Annotated in this window: 10 protein-coding genes and 1 other RNA gene; 5 read left to right on the plus strand and 6 right to left on the minus strand. The window is 48.8% G+C overall.

Going from position 1 to position 14723, the window contains the following annotated elements; genetic code table 11:
- The first annotated feature begins 74 nt into the window (after nt 1–74).
- From smpB to glpC, 5 genes are all read left to right on the plus strand, one after another.
- The gene (gene smpB / locus FCL45_RS04255) at nt 75–539 is read left to right on the plus strand and encodes an SsrA-binding protein SmpB (RefSeq protein WP_136799402.1); all 465 of its coding nucleotides are present in this window, start codon (nt 75–77) and stop codon (nt 537–539) included.
- A gap of 7 nt (nt 540–546) precedes the next feature.
- Nucleotides 547–914: a transfer-messenger RNA gene (ssrA, locus tag FCL45_RS04260) on the plus strand.
- Nucleotides 915–2006: 1092 nt separating this feature from the next.
- Nucleotides 2007–3626, plus strand: coding sequence for an anaerobic glycerol-3-phosphate dehydrogenase subunit A (gene glpA / locus FCL45_RS04265; protein WP_136799401.1), 1620 nt, complete (start codon nt 2007–2009; stop codon nt 3624–3626).
- 12 nt (nt 3627–3638) lie between these two features.
- On the plus strand, nt 3639–4880 hold the full coding sequence (gene glpB, locus FCL45_RS04270) for a glycerol-3-phosphate dehydrogenase subunit GlpB (protein ID WP_136799400.1): 1242 nt from the start codon (nt 3639–3641) through the stop codon (nt 4878–4880).
- Between the two features lie 7 nt (nt 4881–4887).
- Nucleotides 4888–6150 (plus strand): anaerobic glycerol-3-phosphate dehydrogenase subunit GlpC, encoded by a 1263-nt coding sequence (glpC, locus tag FCL45_RS04275; RefSeq protein WP_136799399.1) that lies wholly within the window; start codon nt 4888–4890, stop codon nt 6148–6150.
- Between the two features lie 446 nt (nt 6151–6596).
- Here glpC and gpmI read toward each other — a convergent pair whose 3' ends face one another.
- The 6 genes from gpmI to pyk all read right to left on the minus strand — a co-directional run bounded on the left by gpmI (nt 6597) and on the right by pyk (nt 14637).
- A complete protein-coding gene (gene gpmI / locus FCL45_RS04280) occupies nt 6597–8186 on the minus strand; it encodes a 2,3-bisphosphoglycerate-independent phosphoglycerate mutase (protein ID WP_136799427.1) in 1590 nt (529 codons plus the stop codon).
- A 560-nt stretch (nt 8187–8746) separates the two neighbouring features.
- Nucleotides 8747–9502, minus strand: a complete 756-nt coding sequence (gene tpiA, locus FCL45_RS04285; protein WP_136799398.1) for a triose-phosphate isomerase — start codon at nt 9500–9502, stop codon at nt 8747–8749.
- A gap of 70 nt (nt 9503–9572) precedes the next feature.
- Nucleotides 9573–10757 (minus strand): phosphoglycerate kinase, encoded by a 1185-nt coding sequence (locus FCL45_RS04290; RefSeq protein ID WP_176360000.1) that lies wholly within the window; start codon nt 10755–10757, stop codon nt 9573–9575.
- Between the two features lie 2 nt (nt 10758–10759).
- Nucleotides 10760–12040 carry a phosphopyruvate hydratase gene (gene eno, locus FCL45_RS04295; protein WP_136799397.1) on the minus strand — a complete coding sequence of 427 codons (1281 nt, stop codon included), beginning with the start codon at nt 12038–12040 and terminating at the stop codon, nt 10760–10762.
- Between the two features lie 157 nt (nt 12041–12197).
- Entirely contained in the window at nt 12198–13202 is a 1005-nt protein-coding gene (gap, locus tag FCL45_RS04300; RefSeq protein ID WP_136799396.1) for a type I glyceraldehyde-3-phosphate dehydrogenase, read from the minus strand.
- Between the two features lie 19 nt (nt 13203–13221).
- The gene (pyk, locus tag FCL45_RS04305) at nt 13222–14637 is read right to left on the minus strand and encodes a pyruvate kinase (protein WP_136799395.1); all 1416 of its coding nucleotides are present in this window, start codon (nt 14635–14637) and stop codon (nt 13222–13224) included.
- Nucleotides 14638–14723 lie beyond the last annotated feature (86 nt).

Below are 14723 nucleotides of genomic sequence, written 5' to 3' on the forward strand. Positions count from 1 at the left end.
TGTGCTGCTGCGCTTCAGGCCGATTGGCTTAAAGCCGAGTTAATGATCAATAGTAGCAGGAGATGTGAGCCGATATGGGCATCAAGATAGTCTGTCAGAACAAAAAAGCGTTTCACGATTACCATATCGACGCGAAATTCGAAGCCGGCATGGTGCTGAGCGGGCCCGAGGTGAAATCCCTGCGTGCCGGCAAGGCCAATCTGCGTGACGGCTATGTGCAGATCGACAGTCGCGGTGAGCTGCAGATGTTCAACGTGCACATCTCGCAATACAGCTATGCCACGCATAACCCAAATGAGCCTATGCGGGCCAGAAAGTTGTTGATGCACAAGCGCGAGATCAAGAAATTGATCGGAAAGCTGCAGGAGAAAGGCCTTGCCCTGATCCCATTAAAGATTTACTTTAATGAGAAAGGTAAGGCCAAGGTAGAACTCGGGCTTGCCCGGGGTAAGAAGCAATACGACAAGCGGGACACCATCAAACAACGTGATAGTGACCGCGAACTCCAGCGCGCCATGCGCAGGAACAGTTACTCATAGAATATATGGGGGCGAAACGGATTCGACGGGGATGTGTAAGCTCGTCGTGGCATGCCGAGCTTTCTGTTTGCTCGTTAAACCGACAGTAAAAAACTTATAATCGCCGACGATTATAACTACGCAGTAGCAGCTTAATAACCTGTAGTACTGCCGTCCATCCAGTCTTCGCCCGTAAGGCTGGAATTGGGCGCCGACCTAACGGGCTGGCCTTCGCTGATGGTGTCTGTACTTCAGCTGGCGAGAACTTCATAGACTAGTATCAGGCCGCTACGTTTCCGCGGCAAGCCTGATGCGAAACTTAAGCCGGAGACTAAGCATGTAGATACGAGAGGGGAGCATTTGCGGACGCGGGTTCGACTCCCGCCGCCTCCACCAGTTAATCTCATCGGGGAATTCTGCCTCGGAGACTGAAAGGCCGGGTTGTTAGTTGTTTAACTAGCAACCCGGCCTTTTTTGTTTTCACATGACGTTATGCAGATTATGAGGGCTATTCAACGGTTCAGAGTCACCTCACAGTTTCGATATGTTTCTCAAATTCATTGAGGATGTTCTTCAGCGTTGAAATGCTACGCTGGTGTCCCGTCAGTGCTTGTGTATGAATAACTCCGCACATATCCGAAAAATCTTCTGTTTATGAAGAAAGATTGTTGCCCCTGACACCTTCTCGTAGATCCGGGAAAGGATGTTGTCTCGATCGCGCATGATTCCGATGAGCCTTCTGCAATCCGTGTGAGTGTTAAACGTGTGAACTCTTAATCTCGATTTGCCTTCGTTTTCGATTCCGGGTGAACTGATTTCGAACAGTTGAAATCTGCAGCAAGGCAAACTTCAGAAATACCGTCCCGAAAAAATACTGCATGGAATCTGCGTGAGGTTGGGCCGTTGTGTTATGTGAAACCATTACCACTCTCATTGCTGCACTCTCCTCTTGCTGACAGTTCCGTATGTACGAGCAGTACTAATCAAGAGTTACCTTAAGGCATTTGCGCACCATCGTAAGTTGTATCCTGTCCGGTAGTCCGATTATGCAACAACTCCCCTGGCGTTGAGGAAGGGGGTGAAGCACATATTGTTCTGAAAGTTTTCGATTACGAACGTTAATTGTTCCCTGTGAGTGTTGTTTGGGGTTGTTTTGTTATGTCGTTGTTATCGCATTGTATGTAGGTGGTGGATTATGGGTTTTTGTATTCGTTTTGTTCATAATTGAATGTGGTATTCAATAAATCTTGGCGATAAATGTTCATTTCGTGTACTATAATGAAAAATACGAAACATGAAAAAGAAAATTATTCTTCGGTATATTTTGGCGATAATGGCTATGTGCACAAGGTACTGACGAAGTTATGGTTGTGAAAGTGAAGTGCAAAATGTTCACTTTCATATTTGGCCAAGGATGGAAACTGGTAAATCCTGGGATATTGTTTCAGCGGCTACACACAACTAATCATCGATTACTTACAACCCATCATGAATAAAACCAATGAATACGATGTTATAATTATCGGAGGAGGGGCCACCGGTGCAGGTACAGCACGGGATTGCGCGATGCGCGGCCTGAAGGTGTTGCTTGTGGAGCGCCATGATTTGGCGACCGGGGCGACCGGAAGAAATCACGGGTTGATGCATAGTGGTGCGCGGTATGCAGTCACTGATCATGAGTCGGCTTCCGAATGTATAAAAGAGAATATGATCTTGCGTCGGATAGCAAGTCATTGTGTGGAAGAAAACGATGGACTCTTTATTACACTGCCTGATGATGAACTTTCCTTTCAGTCCCTTTTTGTACAATCGTGCCAGAAGGCCGGAATCAAAGCTGAGATTATCGACCCCGATTTTGCTCGAAGAATAGAACCTTCTGTCAATCCTGATCTTATTGGTGCTGTCAGAGTTCCTGATGGATCTATCGATCCTTTTCGGCTTACTCTTTCTAACGTTCTTGATGCCAAGATACATAACGCCGATCTCCTGACCCATCATGAAGTCACAGGAATAATCCGTCAAGGCGACAGGGTTACAGGCGTTGAGTTGATGAATCATCAGGCTAATGAAAAAGTCAGCTATTACGGGAAGGTCATCGTGAACGCCTCTGGTATTTGGGGGCAGCACGTCGCAGGGCTCGCCGGTGTTACGGTAAATATGTTCCCGGCAAAAGGTTCTCTGCTCATTTTCGGGCACCGGGTCAATAAAATGATTCTTAACAGATGTCGAAAGCCTGCCAATGCTGACATCCTTGTACCGGGTGATACCATCTGTCTGATTGGTACAACTTCAGAACGCATCCCCTATGATGAGATCGATAATATGTACATATCTACTGCAGATGTCGACGAGCTCATCCGTGAGGGGGAAAAGCTGGCACCATCATTGGCGACAACCCGTATCCTGCGTGCGTATGCCGGTGTTCGTCCTCTGGTCGCAGCTGATAATGACCCGAGTGGTCGTTCTATAAGCCGCGGAATTGTATTGCTCGATCATAAAGAGCGTGATGGTCTATCGGGCTTCATCACTATCACCGGCGGGAAACTGATGACCTATCGTCTGATGGCAGAGTGGGCAACCGACCTGGTGTGCAGGAAGTTAGCTGTAGATACGCCGTGTGAAACTGCTGAAAAACCATTGCCTGGGTCTGATAAGGATGATTTCTCGGTCAAGTCAGCCACTCGGAAAATCTATTCCGGCTTACGTGTTGTACATAGGTCAGCGCAAGACCGTCACGGTTCTCTGGCGCCGAATATTGCATCCAGGGACGAAGTTGATGACGCCATGGTCTGTGAATGTGAAGGGGTTTCTATTGGTGAGGTAAAGTATGCGATTAAAGACCTGCATGTTCATAACCTCAAAGACCTGCGTCGACGTACTCGTGTTGGCATGGGAACCTGTCAGGGAGAGCTTTGTGCATGTCGGGCAGCTGGCTTGCTCGGTGAAGCCTTGGAAGACGCGGGCAGGGCAAAAGATGATTTGGCCAACTTCCTCCAGGAGCGCTGGAAAGGGATGCATCCTATTGCCTGGGGAGAAGCGATCAATGAGGCTCAGTTCACCTCGTGGATCTATGAAGGCATTTATGGGTTAAAAGCAGAGAATAACTAATCTGGGACTATTATGAAATTTGATACAGTTATAATTGGAGGTGGGCTCAGTGGCCTCACATGCGGAATCCAATTAGCGGAGCAGGGCATCACGTGTGCTATCGTTTCATCGGGTCAGAGTGCAATCCATTTCTTTTCAGGGTCGTTTGATCTTCTTGGCAAAGTGGAAGGGCGCGAAGTGACGAATCCGCTGGAGAGCATTAAAATGTTACCTCCTTCGCATCCCTATCAGCGTGTAGGTCATCACAATGTCGAGAGACTTGCCGGTGAGGTGCCTCGATTATTAGCCAGGGCCGGGTTGCACTTCTCCGGTATGGCTGAAAAGAATCATTTTGTGCTCACGCCAATGGGTACCATGAAACCGACATGGTTGACGCTGGAGGATTTTACCTGTTTTGAACAGAATGGGGAGCTCCCCTGGAAGCGTGCAACTGTTCTTAATTTTAAAGGATTCCTGGATTTTCACACCCTCTTCATTAAGGATGGCCTGACCCGATACGGGGTTGAGGTGCAAACCAGGGATATTGCGATGAAGCAGTTTGAGGCAATTCGTCGTAATCCTAGTGAGATGCGTTCATCCAACATTGCCAAAGTCTTTGATGCAGGTGATGCCCTCAATCAATTTGCAGAGAAAGTCAACGAGTTGACGGAAGATGCTGATGTTGTGATATTGCCGGCCGTATTTGGGCTGTTTAATACAACTGTTACAGCAGATCTTAAAGCCAGGGTGAAAAAGCCTGTAGTCCTTCTGCCAGCCTTGCCTCCATCTACCCCGGGAATAAGAAGCCAGATTCTGCTTCGTCAACGTTTTCAGGAATTAGGCGGTACCTATTTACTTGGGGACATAGTGCAGGAAGGGGAATTTAAAGAGGGCAGGCTACAGAATATTACCACCGCAAACCATGGCGATATCAAGCTGGAAGCAGATCACTTTGTTCTCGCCAGTGGCAGCTTTTACAGCAAAGGGATTGTGGCAGGGCCGGACAAGCTGTACGACCCCATCTTTGGCCTGGATATCGATGGCGAAAGTGATCGCTCACAATGGTTTGATAAGCAGCTGTTCAATGACCAGCCATTTATGCACTACGGGGTCAAGGCCGATGAGCATTTCCGGGCGTTGTTGAACGGTCAGCCAATAGAAAATCTCTATGTGGCAGGGTCGGTACTGGGTGGGGCGAACCCTCTCAAAGAGGGGAGTGGTGCAGGAATCTGTATGGTCACTGCGCTGCATGTAGCTGAGCAAATTTTGCAATAACAGAACAATGAAAAAACAACAAAATAAACCATTTAATATAAGTGACAACAACTTCGAACAGTGTGTCAAGTGTACGGTTTGCACTGTGTATTGTCCTGTGGTGCAGGTGAATCCAGACTACCCCGGACCCAAGCAGGCAGGGCCTGATGGAGAACGGTTGCGCCTTAAAGATCCGAACTTTTTTGATGAAGAGGCTTTAAAACTCTGTCTTAACTGCAAACGATGCGAGGTAGCCTGCCCATCGGGTGTGAAAATAGGCGATGTAATACAGGCAGCCAGGATCAAGTACAGCAGGAAGCGACCGAAATTGCGCGATTCTATCATGGCAAATACCGATCTGGTTGGTACCGTGGCGAGCGCTTTTGCACCTATCGTAAACACAACTGTCGCTTTAAAGCCTGTCCGTCAGATCATGGACAAGGTCCTCAAAATTGATCATCACCGTATATTTCCGAAATACTCCGGTGAGAAGTTCGAAACCTGGTACCGGAAGCATGCAGCAGCTCAACAGCAGGGTTTCAGTAAGTATGTAAGCTACTTTCATGGTTGCTATGTAAATTACAATTTTCCTCAGCTTGGTAAGGATCTGGTGAAGATCATGAACGCAGCGGGATATGGCGTCGATCTTCTGGAAAAAGAAAAGTGCTGCGGTGTTGCGTTGATCTCTAATGGTCTCATTAAGCAGGCAACGAAACAGGCGCGCCAGAATGTGCGGGCTTTGCGGAAGTCTATTCTGCAAAATGGTGCACCGGTGGTCTCTACATCCTCAACATGTACCTTCACCATTCGGGATGAATATCCTCATTTGCTGGGGGTGAAGAATGACGATGTTCGTGATCAGACTGAGTTGGCCACCAGGTTCCTTTTTCGTTTAATAGATTCGGGTGAGTTGAAGCTTGTTTTCAAGAAGGACTACACAACCCGGGTTGCCTACCATACGCCATGCCACATGGAGAAGCTGGGATGGTCTATCTACTCAACCTCTTTGTTACGCATGATACCCGGGCTTAAATTGGTGCAGCTTGAGTCGCAGTGTTGCGGTATTGCCGGCACCTATGGGTTCAAGAAAGAGAACTATGAGACGGCCCAGGGAGTAGGACAGCCCCTTTTTACACAGATTGAGAATACAGACGTCGATTATATCGTTACGGATTGTGAAACGTGTAAATGGCAGATTGAGATGTCTACCTCCGGAAAAGTCAAAAATCCAATATCTATCCTTGCCGAGGCGTTAGACGTCGAAGCAACACAAAAACTCTGGCAGAAGTAGTGGCGTTGAGTCATTCACCCGGCTTTTGAGAACACTCAGGCTGTCATTCGGCAGCCTGAGTGTTAAAGTGTGCATCCTGTCATCCCGGTTGATAGCGCTGCTTTCCACCATCCCGCATTCGCATCTTCACAGTCCTCCGAAAAGACTCCTTTCCAGATTTTTCGCCTATCAACTCAACTCCCCTGAATTGTATTTCAAAATATCGGTTGAATGGGTTTGGCAGGGCGCATCGAATATCCCACTGTCGTACGAATATAATCAAGCCCGAAGGGGTGATCTCCTTATAAGCGGGAGACTGGGAGATCTATGCGGCCAGCAAAAAAAACCGAAGCAGCTTTGCGGGCACGCTTCGGTTTTCTGTCTGGGGTGACTATTTGGTAGCTGAGACGAATTCTTTCAGGGAATAGCCGAGATTACGCTTCTGGCCAGATGCATGGATGTTAGCATTATTTGTGTATGTCGCAGGAAGACTGCTGCAGTTTGATGATCGAGGGTTCGAACTCTGCAGGTGCCTCAAGGCCTAACAGAGTCAATGCCGTTGAGGCCACATTGACAAGGCCTGGCGAGTTGACATCAGAGAGGCCAAATTGCTTATTCCCACTAAAATCAGCAACAAAGAATGGAACGGGGTTAAGGGTGTGGGCGACCATTGGTGCCCGTTTTCCATCTTTTTCTTTCCACATGCAGTCAGCGTTGCCGTGGTCTGCGGTGATCAGGGCGACACCTTTTGCTTTTTGTGTTGCTTTCAGCAACCGCCCAAGGCAGAGATCAACGACCTCTACTGCAATTCTGGTTGCTTCCGGGTTTCCGGTATGGCCAACCATATCGCTGTTAGGGTAATTGAGTCTGATGAACTTGGCATGGCCTTGTTCTATTTTCTCAAGAACCTTGTCTGTAATCTCGGCCGCTTTCATCCATGGTCTTTCCTCAAAGGGAACCGTATCAGAGGGGATCTCTTCGTATGTTTCAAGAGATTCATCTATGTATTCCGATTTGTTTCCGTTCCAGAAGTAGGTGACATGGCCGAATTTCTGTGTTTCTGAAATGGCGTACGATGGAATATTTGCCTTGCAAAGGTATTCACTCAGAGTCCGTTGGATTTTTGGAGGTGAAACGAGATAGTTCCTGGGGATATCTGCATCGCCGTCGTATTGCATGATGCCGGCATAAAAGACATCAGGAGCTCTTTGTCGATCAAACTCTGAAAAATCAGGCTCCTCAAAAGCCCGGGAAATTTCGATAGCTCTATCACCGCGAAAATTAAACAGGATAACACCGTCCCCATCTTCTATCGTGCCTATCGGCGCATCATTTTCCGTTATGACGAAGCTTTCCATGTACTGATCGGTGCAGCCGGGGTTTTCCTGGTAGTAGGTGTTCACCGCTTCCGAAGCTGATGGGAAAGGTCTGCCTTGACCAAGCACATGAGCATTCCAGCCGTTTTCAACAACCGACCAATTCGCCTTGTACCGATCCATAGTAGTGACCATTCTGCCGCCGCCAGAGGCTATGCGGTAATCTCTGCCTTCTGATGACAAACTGGCCAGCCTGGCTTCGAGAGGTACCACGTACTTCAACGCACTTGTGGCGCCAACATCACGACCGTCCAGCAGGGCGTGAACCCTCACTCGCTCAATGTTTTCCTGTGCACATCGATCCAGCATGGCATAAAGATGCTCGATATGACTATGCACATTGCCGTCAGAAACAAGGCCGATGAAGTGAAGGGTCCCTCCGTTTTCGGCGCGTTGTCTGAGTGTGGACCAGGCAGTGCCCTGAAATATCTCGCCGCTCGCAAGTGACTCGTTCACGAGTCGGGCTCCTTGTGCAAAAACTCGGCCTGCGCCTAACGCGTTATGACCAACTTCTGAGTTGCCCATGTCAGAATCTGAAGGCAACCCTACTGACGTTCCATGGGCACGGAGCTCTGCGTACACTGCATTTTTGCGAAGAGTGTCGAGTACAGGGGTATGGGCCACCTGTACTGCATCGCTTTCATCGCTGGCACCTATGCCCACGCCATCCATGATGATCATGACGACAGGGCCGGAAAAAGGGGTGTAGTCTGCTATTGTGTTCAATGTTAATGACACTGTTCATTCTCCATTCAACTTCTATTGTGACAATGGTAATTGGAATTGCGTTAAAAAATAATCTGTTGGTGGGTTTGCCTCTGTCCCCGGCGTTGGGTTAAAGGTCGTAATCATCTGAATATCTCATGAAAAGCGGCAATGATTTGCAAGTATATATAATCAGTAGCTCAGGAAGATGACCGCTCTGTATTGGCGAGGTTGCACTCTGGCCCTTGCTTTTTGGTCATGGTTGCCGCGCTTCGGTGGCGTTTGCCGGTATCGTGCTCTTTGTTGTCACGTAAGACAGTGGGGTGCTGTTGCGGCACCCTTAGTGGTTCGATTGTGAAATCAGCAGAGATGCAGAGTGCTCAGATGAGAGGTGATCGACTCCTTTATGTCAGGTGATGGGGCGAGTGGTACACGGAGCGGCAATATAGGCCGCCGCTCCGTGTATTCAGTATGACGTTTCACTACAAGCTTGCAGAAAAAAGAGAACTGAAGTGTGAGGCTGGCAAAGCGGGTTGCTATTGAAAGTTCACAATTCTGCCGAAAGATTCTGCCTTCAGTGCTGCTCCTCCAACCAGGGCCCCGTCGATATCGTTTTGTGCCATGAGGGCGTCGACATTATCGGGTTTGACTGAGCCGCCGTATAGGATTCGAATAGATTCAGCAGCTGAGGTGTCAAACATTTCAGAGAGGCTGCTTCGTATGAATGCATGTGTTTCCTGGGCTTGCTCTGTTGATGCGGTTTTCCCCGTACCAATTGCCCAAACCGGTTCATAAGCGATGACAATACCTGCCGCTTGCTCCTTGTTGATCCCGGCAAGGCCGTTTTTGAGTTGGCTCTCGAGTACGCTGAAGGTGTTACCTGCTTCACGCTCCTCAATTGTTTCGCCAATACAAAAAACGGGAATCAGGTCGTTTTTGAGAGCTGCTGTTACTCGCTTGTTGATAAGCGCATCGCTTTCATTAAACAGCTGGCGTCGCTCTGAGTGCCCGATGATAGGCATGGTTACGCCTATGTCTTTGAGCATGAGAGGTGATATCTCGCCAGTGAATGCCCCTTCGGTTTCATAGGCCACATTCTGTGAACCGACGTGTACATTTGACTCTTTGAGGGTCTTGGCTACTGCATCGAGCGCAGTATAGGCTGGGGCGATCATAACTTCCCGATCGTCTAACTGCTCACTTGCTGTAGCAACCAAGCGGGCCAGTTCTACAGATTCCGCAATTGTCAGGTGCATTTTCCAATTGCCGGCAATGAGTGGTTTTCTGCTCATGGTTCTCTCCTGATCATCTCTAAATTATTGCTCCATGTTCGTTTCTGATAGCTCAAATCCGAAATGTGATTTACTTCGTGGTAAGTGCTGTTACCCCAGGTAGTGACTTGCCTTCCATTAGCTTCAAAAAGGCTCCGCCTCCTGTTGACATATAAGAAATATTGCCAGCTTCGCCGGATTTTTTAACAGCAGCATTAGAATCACCACCACCGGTTATCGACAGGGCGGAAGAACTTCCTACAGCTTTCGCGATCGACAAGGTTCCATGGGCAAACTGGTCTATCTCGAAGGCGCCCAGCGGGCCGTTCCAGACAATAGTCCTGGCTTCTGCAAGTACACTTTGGAAAAGGCTGACGGTAGCTGGTCCTATGTCGAGGGCAAGGTGACCTGCAGGGATGTCCTGTACTTCAACAACCCTGGCGCTGCTGTCTGCAGAGAGTTCTTTTGCAACAACCACATCGACTGGCAGATGGATTTTTACATTTTTTTCACTCGCATACGTGAGTAACCGTTGAGCAGTTTCCAGCAGATCGTTTTCAACGAGGGAGTTACCGACGCTATATCCCTGACTTTTCAGAAAGGTATTTGCCATAGCGCCACCGATGACCATAGCGTCCACCCGATCGAGCATATTCTCAAGCACCTGCAATTTGCCTGAAACTTTGGCGCCACCAATGATCGCCACAAGTGGCGGTGCTGGTTGCTCAACGGATCTACGAAAATAATCGAGTTCCTTTTCCAGGAGCAGGCCAGCGGCTTTTTCCTTAATGTACCCGGTTACGCCGACAACAGAAGCATGGGCGCGATGGGATACGGCGAACGCGTTATTGATATAGACGTCTGCCAGCGAGGCGAGTTGGCGTGAGAATTCCGGGTCATTCTTCTGTTCTTCCTCATGAAATCGGAGGTTTTCCAGCATGACCAGATAGTCATCGTCATCCATTCCCTCTACCAGTTTGCTGGTTTCTTCACCAACGCAGTCAGGCGCAAGTTGTACTTCCCGATTTATGAGGCTGGACAGGTATGCGGCAACAGGGCCCAGAGAGAATTCCTGTTTTCGCTCTCCGTTTGGGCGTCCAAGGTGGGAACAAAGTATTACTTTTGCGTTGTGCTCTAACAGGTATTCAATTGTGGGTAATGCGGTTTGAATCCTGAAATCATCATTAATGAAACCGGCCGGGCTCATTGGTACATTGAAATCAACCCGTACCAGGACTCGTTTTCCTGCAAGATCAGTATCTTTAAGCGACTTCACACTCAGCCTCCATATTGCGCGGCGAGACCGAGGTGTTCCTCAATCCACATGAGTCTGTTGTACTTGCAGATACGATCGGTTCTGCTCAGCGAGCCGGTCTTTATCTGTCCGGTATTCATGGCAACGGCGATATCGGCGATGGTGGTATCTTCGGTCTCGCCTGAGCGATGACTTACCACAGCTGTCCAGCCGGCATTTTTGGCCATTTCAATGGCATTGAGTGTTTCGGTGAGGGTGCCGATCTGATTGACCTTGATGAGGATTGAATTGCCGCTCTTTTCCTTGATGGCGCGTGAAAGATATTCGACATTGGTAACCAGCAGGTCGTCACCAACGATTTGAATCTTATCCCCGATCATTTTGGTCAGTAAGGACCATCCGTTCCAGTCATTTTCATCCATTCCGTCCTCAATGGAATCGATGGGGTAGCGCTCGACAAGTTCGGAGAGGTAGTGAGCCATTTCTTCAGAGGTTTTGACAACACCTTTCCCCTCTTTCTTGAAGTCGTATTTTCCGTCCACGTAGAATTCACTGGATGCAACATCAAGGGCAATCGATACTTCACCACCGTCCTCGAGTTTTCCGGGCTTGTAGCCAGCGGCAGTGATTGCTTCTATAATAACGTCCAACGCATCTTCAACGCCGTCGAGGTTGGGGGCAAATCCGCCTTCATCGCCAACAGCTGTACTCAGTCCACGCTTCTTCAGTATTGATTTGAGGGAGTGGAATATTTCTGCTCCCATGCGGATAGCCTCACGCACTGAAGATGCGCCAACTGGTCTGATCATGAACTCCTGGAAGTCGATCGGGGCATCCGAGTGGGCACCGCCATTGATGATATTCATCATCGGGATCGGCAGAACCTTGGCGTTGGTGCCGCCAATGTAACGGTAGAGTGGCACCAGCAGGTGATTTGCAGCGGCGTGGGCAACGGCCATGGAAACACCCAGCATAGCATTTGCGCCCAGCTTGCTTTTGTTTGTCGTTCCGTCAAGATTGATCATGGTGGTATCTATACCTACCTGATCCAGAGCATCCATTCCGATAACCTTTTCACGGATTGCCTCATTGACATTGGCAACCGCTTTGAGCACACCTTTACCAAGGTAACGATCCGCGTCACCGTCGCGTAACTCCAGTGCTTCTTTCTGGCCGGTGGATGCACCTGATGGAACCATCGCGGATCCTATCGTGCCATCTTCCAATACAACTTCAACTGCAAGGGTGGGATTGCCACGGGAGTCGAGGATCTCGCGGGCATGGATATCAGCTATAGCAGACACGTTTTTGCTCCAATTATAGTTGTGTTAAGGGGAGGGGATTGCTCAAAAAATATGTGGACGGTACTGTTGGAAGCTACCGTCCTGGATCTTTCATCTCGTCGGAAATAATCTTCGTATGTCCTGATATCCGGCGAAATGTGATGTTCTGGGATGAAAACTAGATAAGTTTTTGACCATCCATATGCAGGATCAGGTCAAGCATACGGTTGGAGTATCCCCACTCATTGTCATACCAGCTCATGACTTTTACTGTCTTGCCGATGACCTTTGTTGATTGAGCATCGACAATTGAAGAGCGACTGTCTCCCTTGAAGTCTATGGAAACCAGAGGGAGTTCGGTGTATCCAAGGTAGCGGCTTGAGGCATCATTGAGTGCCTGGTTAACCTGCTCTACTGTTGCTTCCTGCTCCATTTCAATTACAGCGTCGACCAGGGAAACGTTAGGAGTAGGAACACGTACTGCCAGGCCGTCAAATTTACCTTTGAGTTCGGGGATGACCAGGGCAACGGCAGAGGCTGCTCCTGTCTTGGTCGGGATCATGGAGAGTCCCGCTGCTCTGGCTCTGCGTGGATCCGAGTGTGGTGCGTCAAGTAAACGCTGGTCACCGGTATAGGCATGAACAGTTGTCATCAGGCCGGATTTGATACCGAAATTGTCGAGAATGACTTTGGCAATTGGCGCCAGGCAGTTGGTGGTGCAGGAAGCATTGGAGACAACGTGGTGCTCGGTGTGGTCATATTCCTGCTCGTTTACGCCCATGACGAATGTCTTGACACCTGCCTTGGCAGGGGCGGAAATGACGACTTTCTGTGCGCCACCGTCGATATGTGCCAGGGTTGATTCTAAATCTCTGAACAAGCCTGTGCATTCAGCCACATACTCGACCTCAAGAGAAGCCCATGGGATTTCTGCCGGATTTCTGTGACTGGTTACCGCGATTTTGCGTCCATTTACGACAATGTAATCTGCCTCTGCGGTCACTTCTGCATCAAGGGTTCCCATTACTGAGTCATACTTGAGCAGGTGCGCCAGAGTCTGGGTGTCAGTCAGGTCGTTAATTGCTACGATTTCTATATCTTTGAATGTTGCGTCCTGAAGGCAGGCTCTGAAAACGCTTCTCCCTATACGGCCAAAGCCGTTGATACCTACTTTAATAGCCATGATATTCTCCTTAATAGTATTACTGTTTCTGAAGGTCAATAAGTTCAATTCGGGTATTTCTGTCCGGATATTTTTCAGAAGGTCCTTCTGTAAGAACGGCCCAGTTGCCTTTCAGGCCGTGTTGTTTCAACTGCTCATGAATCCAGCTTCGCCAATGCGTCGGATGGTCTGACTCGTGTACAGGAATAACTCCGTAGGAAAATACGAGGTCCTGACACGTCTTTTTCTGTGAGCTGACTCCCAGAACCCAGACAGGTAAGCGATAACGGGTGATATTTCGTGTTGTCGCTCCGCTGCGGGTGGGAACAATGACCGCTGCGGGCTTGAGCTGTTTTACGGATGTTTCAACACTTGAGGCGATGATTTCGGTAGTCTTGGCGGTCGCTTCGATACCAGCCGTCAAATCAGGGCGGCATGCACGGATATTTTCAGCTTCTATGGCGATAGAGCTGAGTGTTGCAACGGCCGCAGCGGGGTGCATGCCAACTGCTGATTCGCCGGAAAGCATAACGCAGTCAGTGCCATCAAGGATTGCGTTTGCAACATCAGTCGCTTCTGCGCGGGTGGGAATGATATTGGTGATCATTGATTCAAGCATGTGTGTTGCCGTGATCACGGGTTTTCCCGCTGCATTCGCTTTTTGGACAATTTGTTTCTGGACACCGGGGATTTTGCAAATGGGAATTTCAACACCGAGATCCCCTCTGGCAACCATAATGCCGTCTGCAGCCGCAAGAATGCTGTCGAGATTGTGGATAGCCTGGGAACGCTCAATTTTGGCAATAAGGAAAGGGGAATAGCCACGAGCGGCTGCAAAGTCCCGTAATTCGATGATGTCCTCACCATTCTCAACAAACGAAAGGCTGATGGCATCGACACCGTTTTCCAGGGCAAAGCTTGTGATATCCTTATCTTTGGAGGTGAACACATCAATTCCCAGAGCTGCTTCCGGCACATTCAGGCCTTTCCGTGATCTGAGGCTGCCGCCGACTTCTACCCGGCAAAGTATGTCTTTGCCAACGACGTCTTCAATTTCCAGTTTGATAAATCCGTCGTTAAGGAAGATCTTCTTTCCTGGTTGAACGGTTTCATGGAGGTTCGGCAGGTTAACTGAGATTCTTTCCAGGGTACCCAGAGTTGGTTCGGTTGTTAAAGTTATCTTTTGATCCTTAACAAGTACAATTTCCTCTTCAGCAAGATCGCCGATCCGAATCTTGGGGCCTGGCAGATCTGCCATGATCGCGACAGGTCTGTTGAGTTTTTTCGCGACCTCTCGAATGGTATTTATGTCGTGTTTGTGTTGGTCGAACTCGCCATGGGAAAAGTTGAGTCTGGCAATGTTCATACCGGCATTCATGAGCTCTTCGAGTGTTTCGGCAGATCGTGAGGCCGGGCCGATAGTGCAGACAATTTTGGTTTTATTTCTTGCCAACATAGTATGTATTATTGTGGTGTCTCTGGGTGGATAGGATGCATTTTTTTCAACGGGAATGTGCTTATTCAGCGTTGATGAAGTGAACT

The organism is Desulfosediminicola ganghwensis (assembly GCF_005116675.2).
Taxonomy (GTDB): domain Bacteria; phylum Desulfobacterota; class Desulfobulbia; order Desulfobulbales; family Desulfocapsaceae; genus Desulfopila; species Desulfopila ganghwensis.

What these genes read in the sequence shown, in the direction of transcription:
- glpB (WP_136799400.1), top strand. Translation starts at nt 3,639, where the DNA reads ATGAAATTTGATACAGTTATAATTGGAGGTGGGCTCAGTGGCCTCACA.
- pyk (WP_136799395.1), bottom strand. Translation starts at nt 14,637, where the DNA reads ATGTTGGCAAGAAATAAAACCAAAATTGTCTGCACTATCGGCCCGGCC.
- gpmI (WP_136799427.1), bottom strand. Translation starts at nt 8,186, where the DNA reads ATGATCATCATGGATGGCGTGGGCATAGGTGCCAGCGATGAAAGCGAT.
- gap (WP_136799396.1), bottom strand. Translation starts at nt 13,202, where the DNA reads ATGGCTATTAAAGTAGGTATCAACGGCTTTGGCCGTATAGGGAGAAGC.
- glpA (WP_136799401.1), top strand. Translation starts at nt 2,007, where the DNA reads ATGAATAAAACCAATGAATACGATGTTATAATTATCGGAGGAGGGGCC.
- smpB (WP_136799402.1), top strand. Translation starts at nt 75, where the DNA reads ATGGGCATCAAGATAGTCTGTCAGAACAAAAAAGCGTTTCACGATTAC.
- glpC (WP_136799399.1), top strand. Translation starts at nt 4,888, where the DNA reads ATGAAAAAACAACAAAATAAACCATTTAATATAAGTGACAACAACTTC.
- tpiA (WP_136799398.1), bottom strand. Translation starts at nt 9,502, where the DNA reads ATGAGCAGAAAACCACTCATTGCCGGCAATTGGAAAATGCACCTGACA.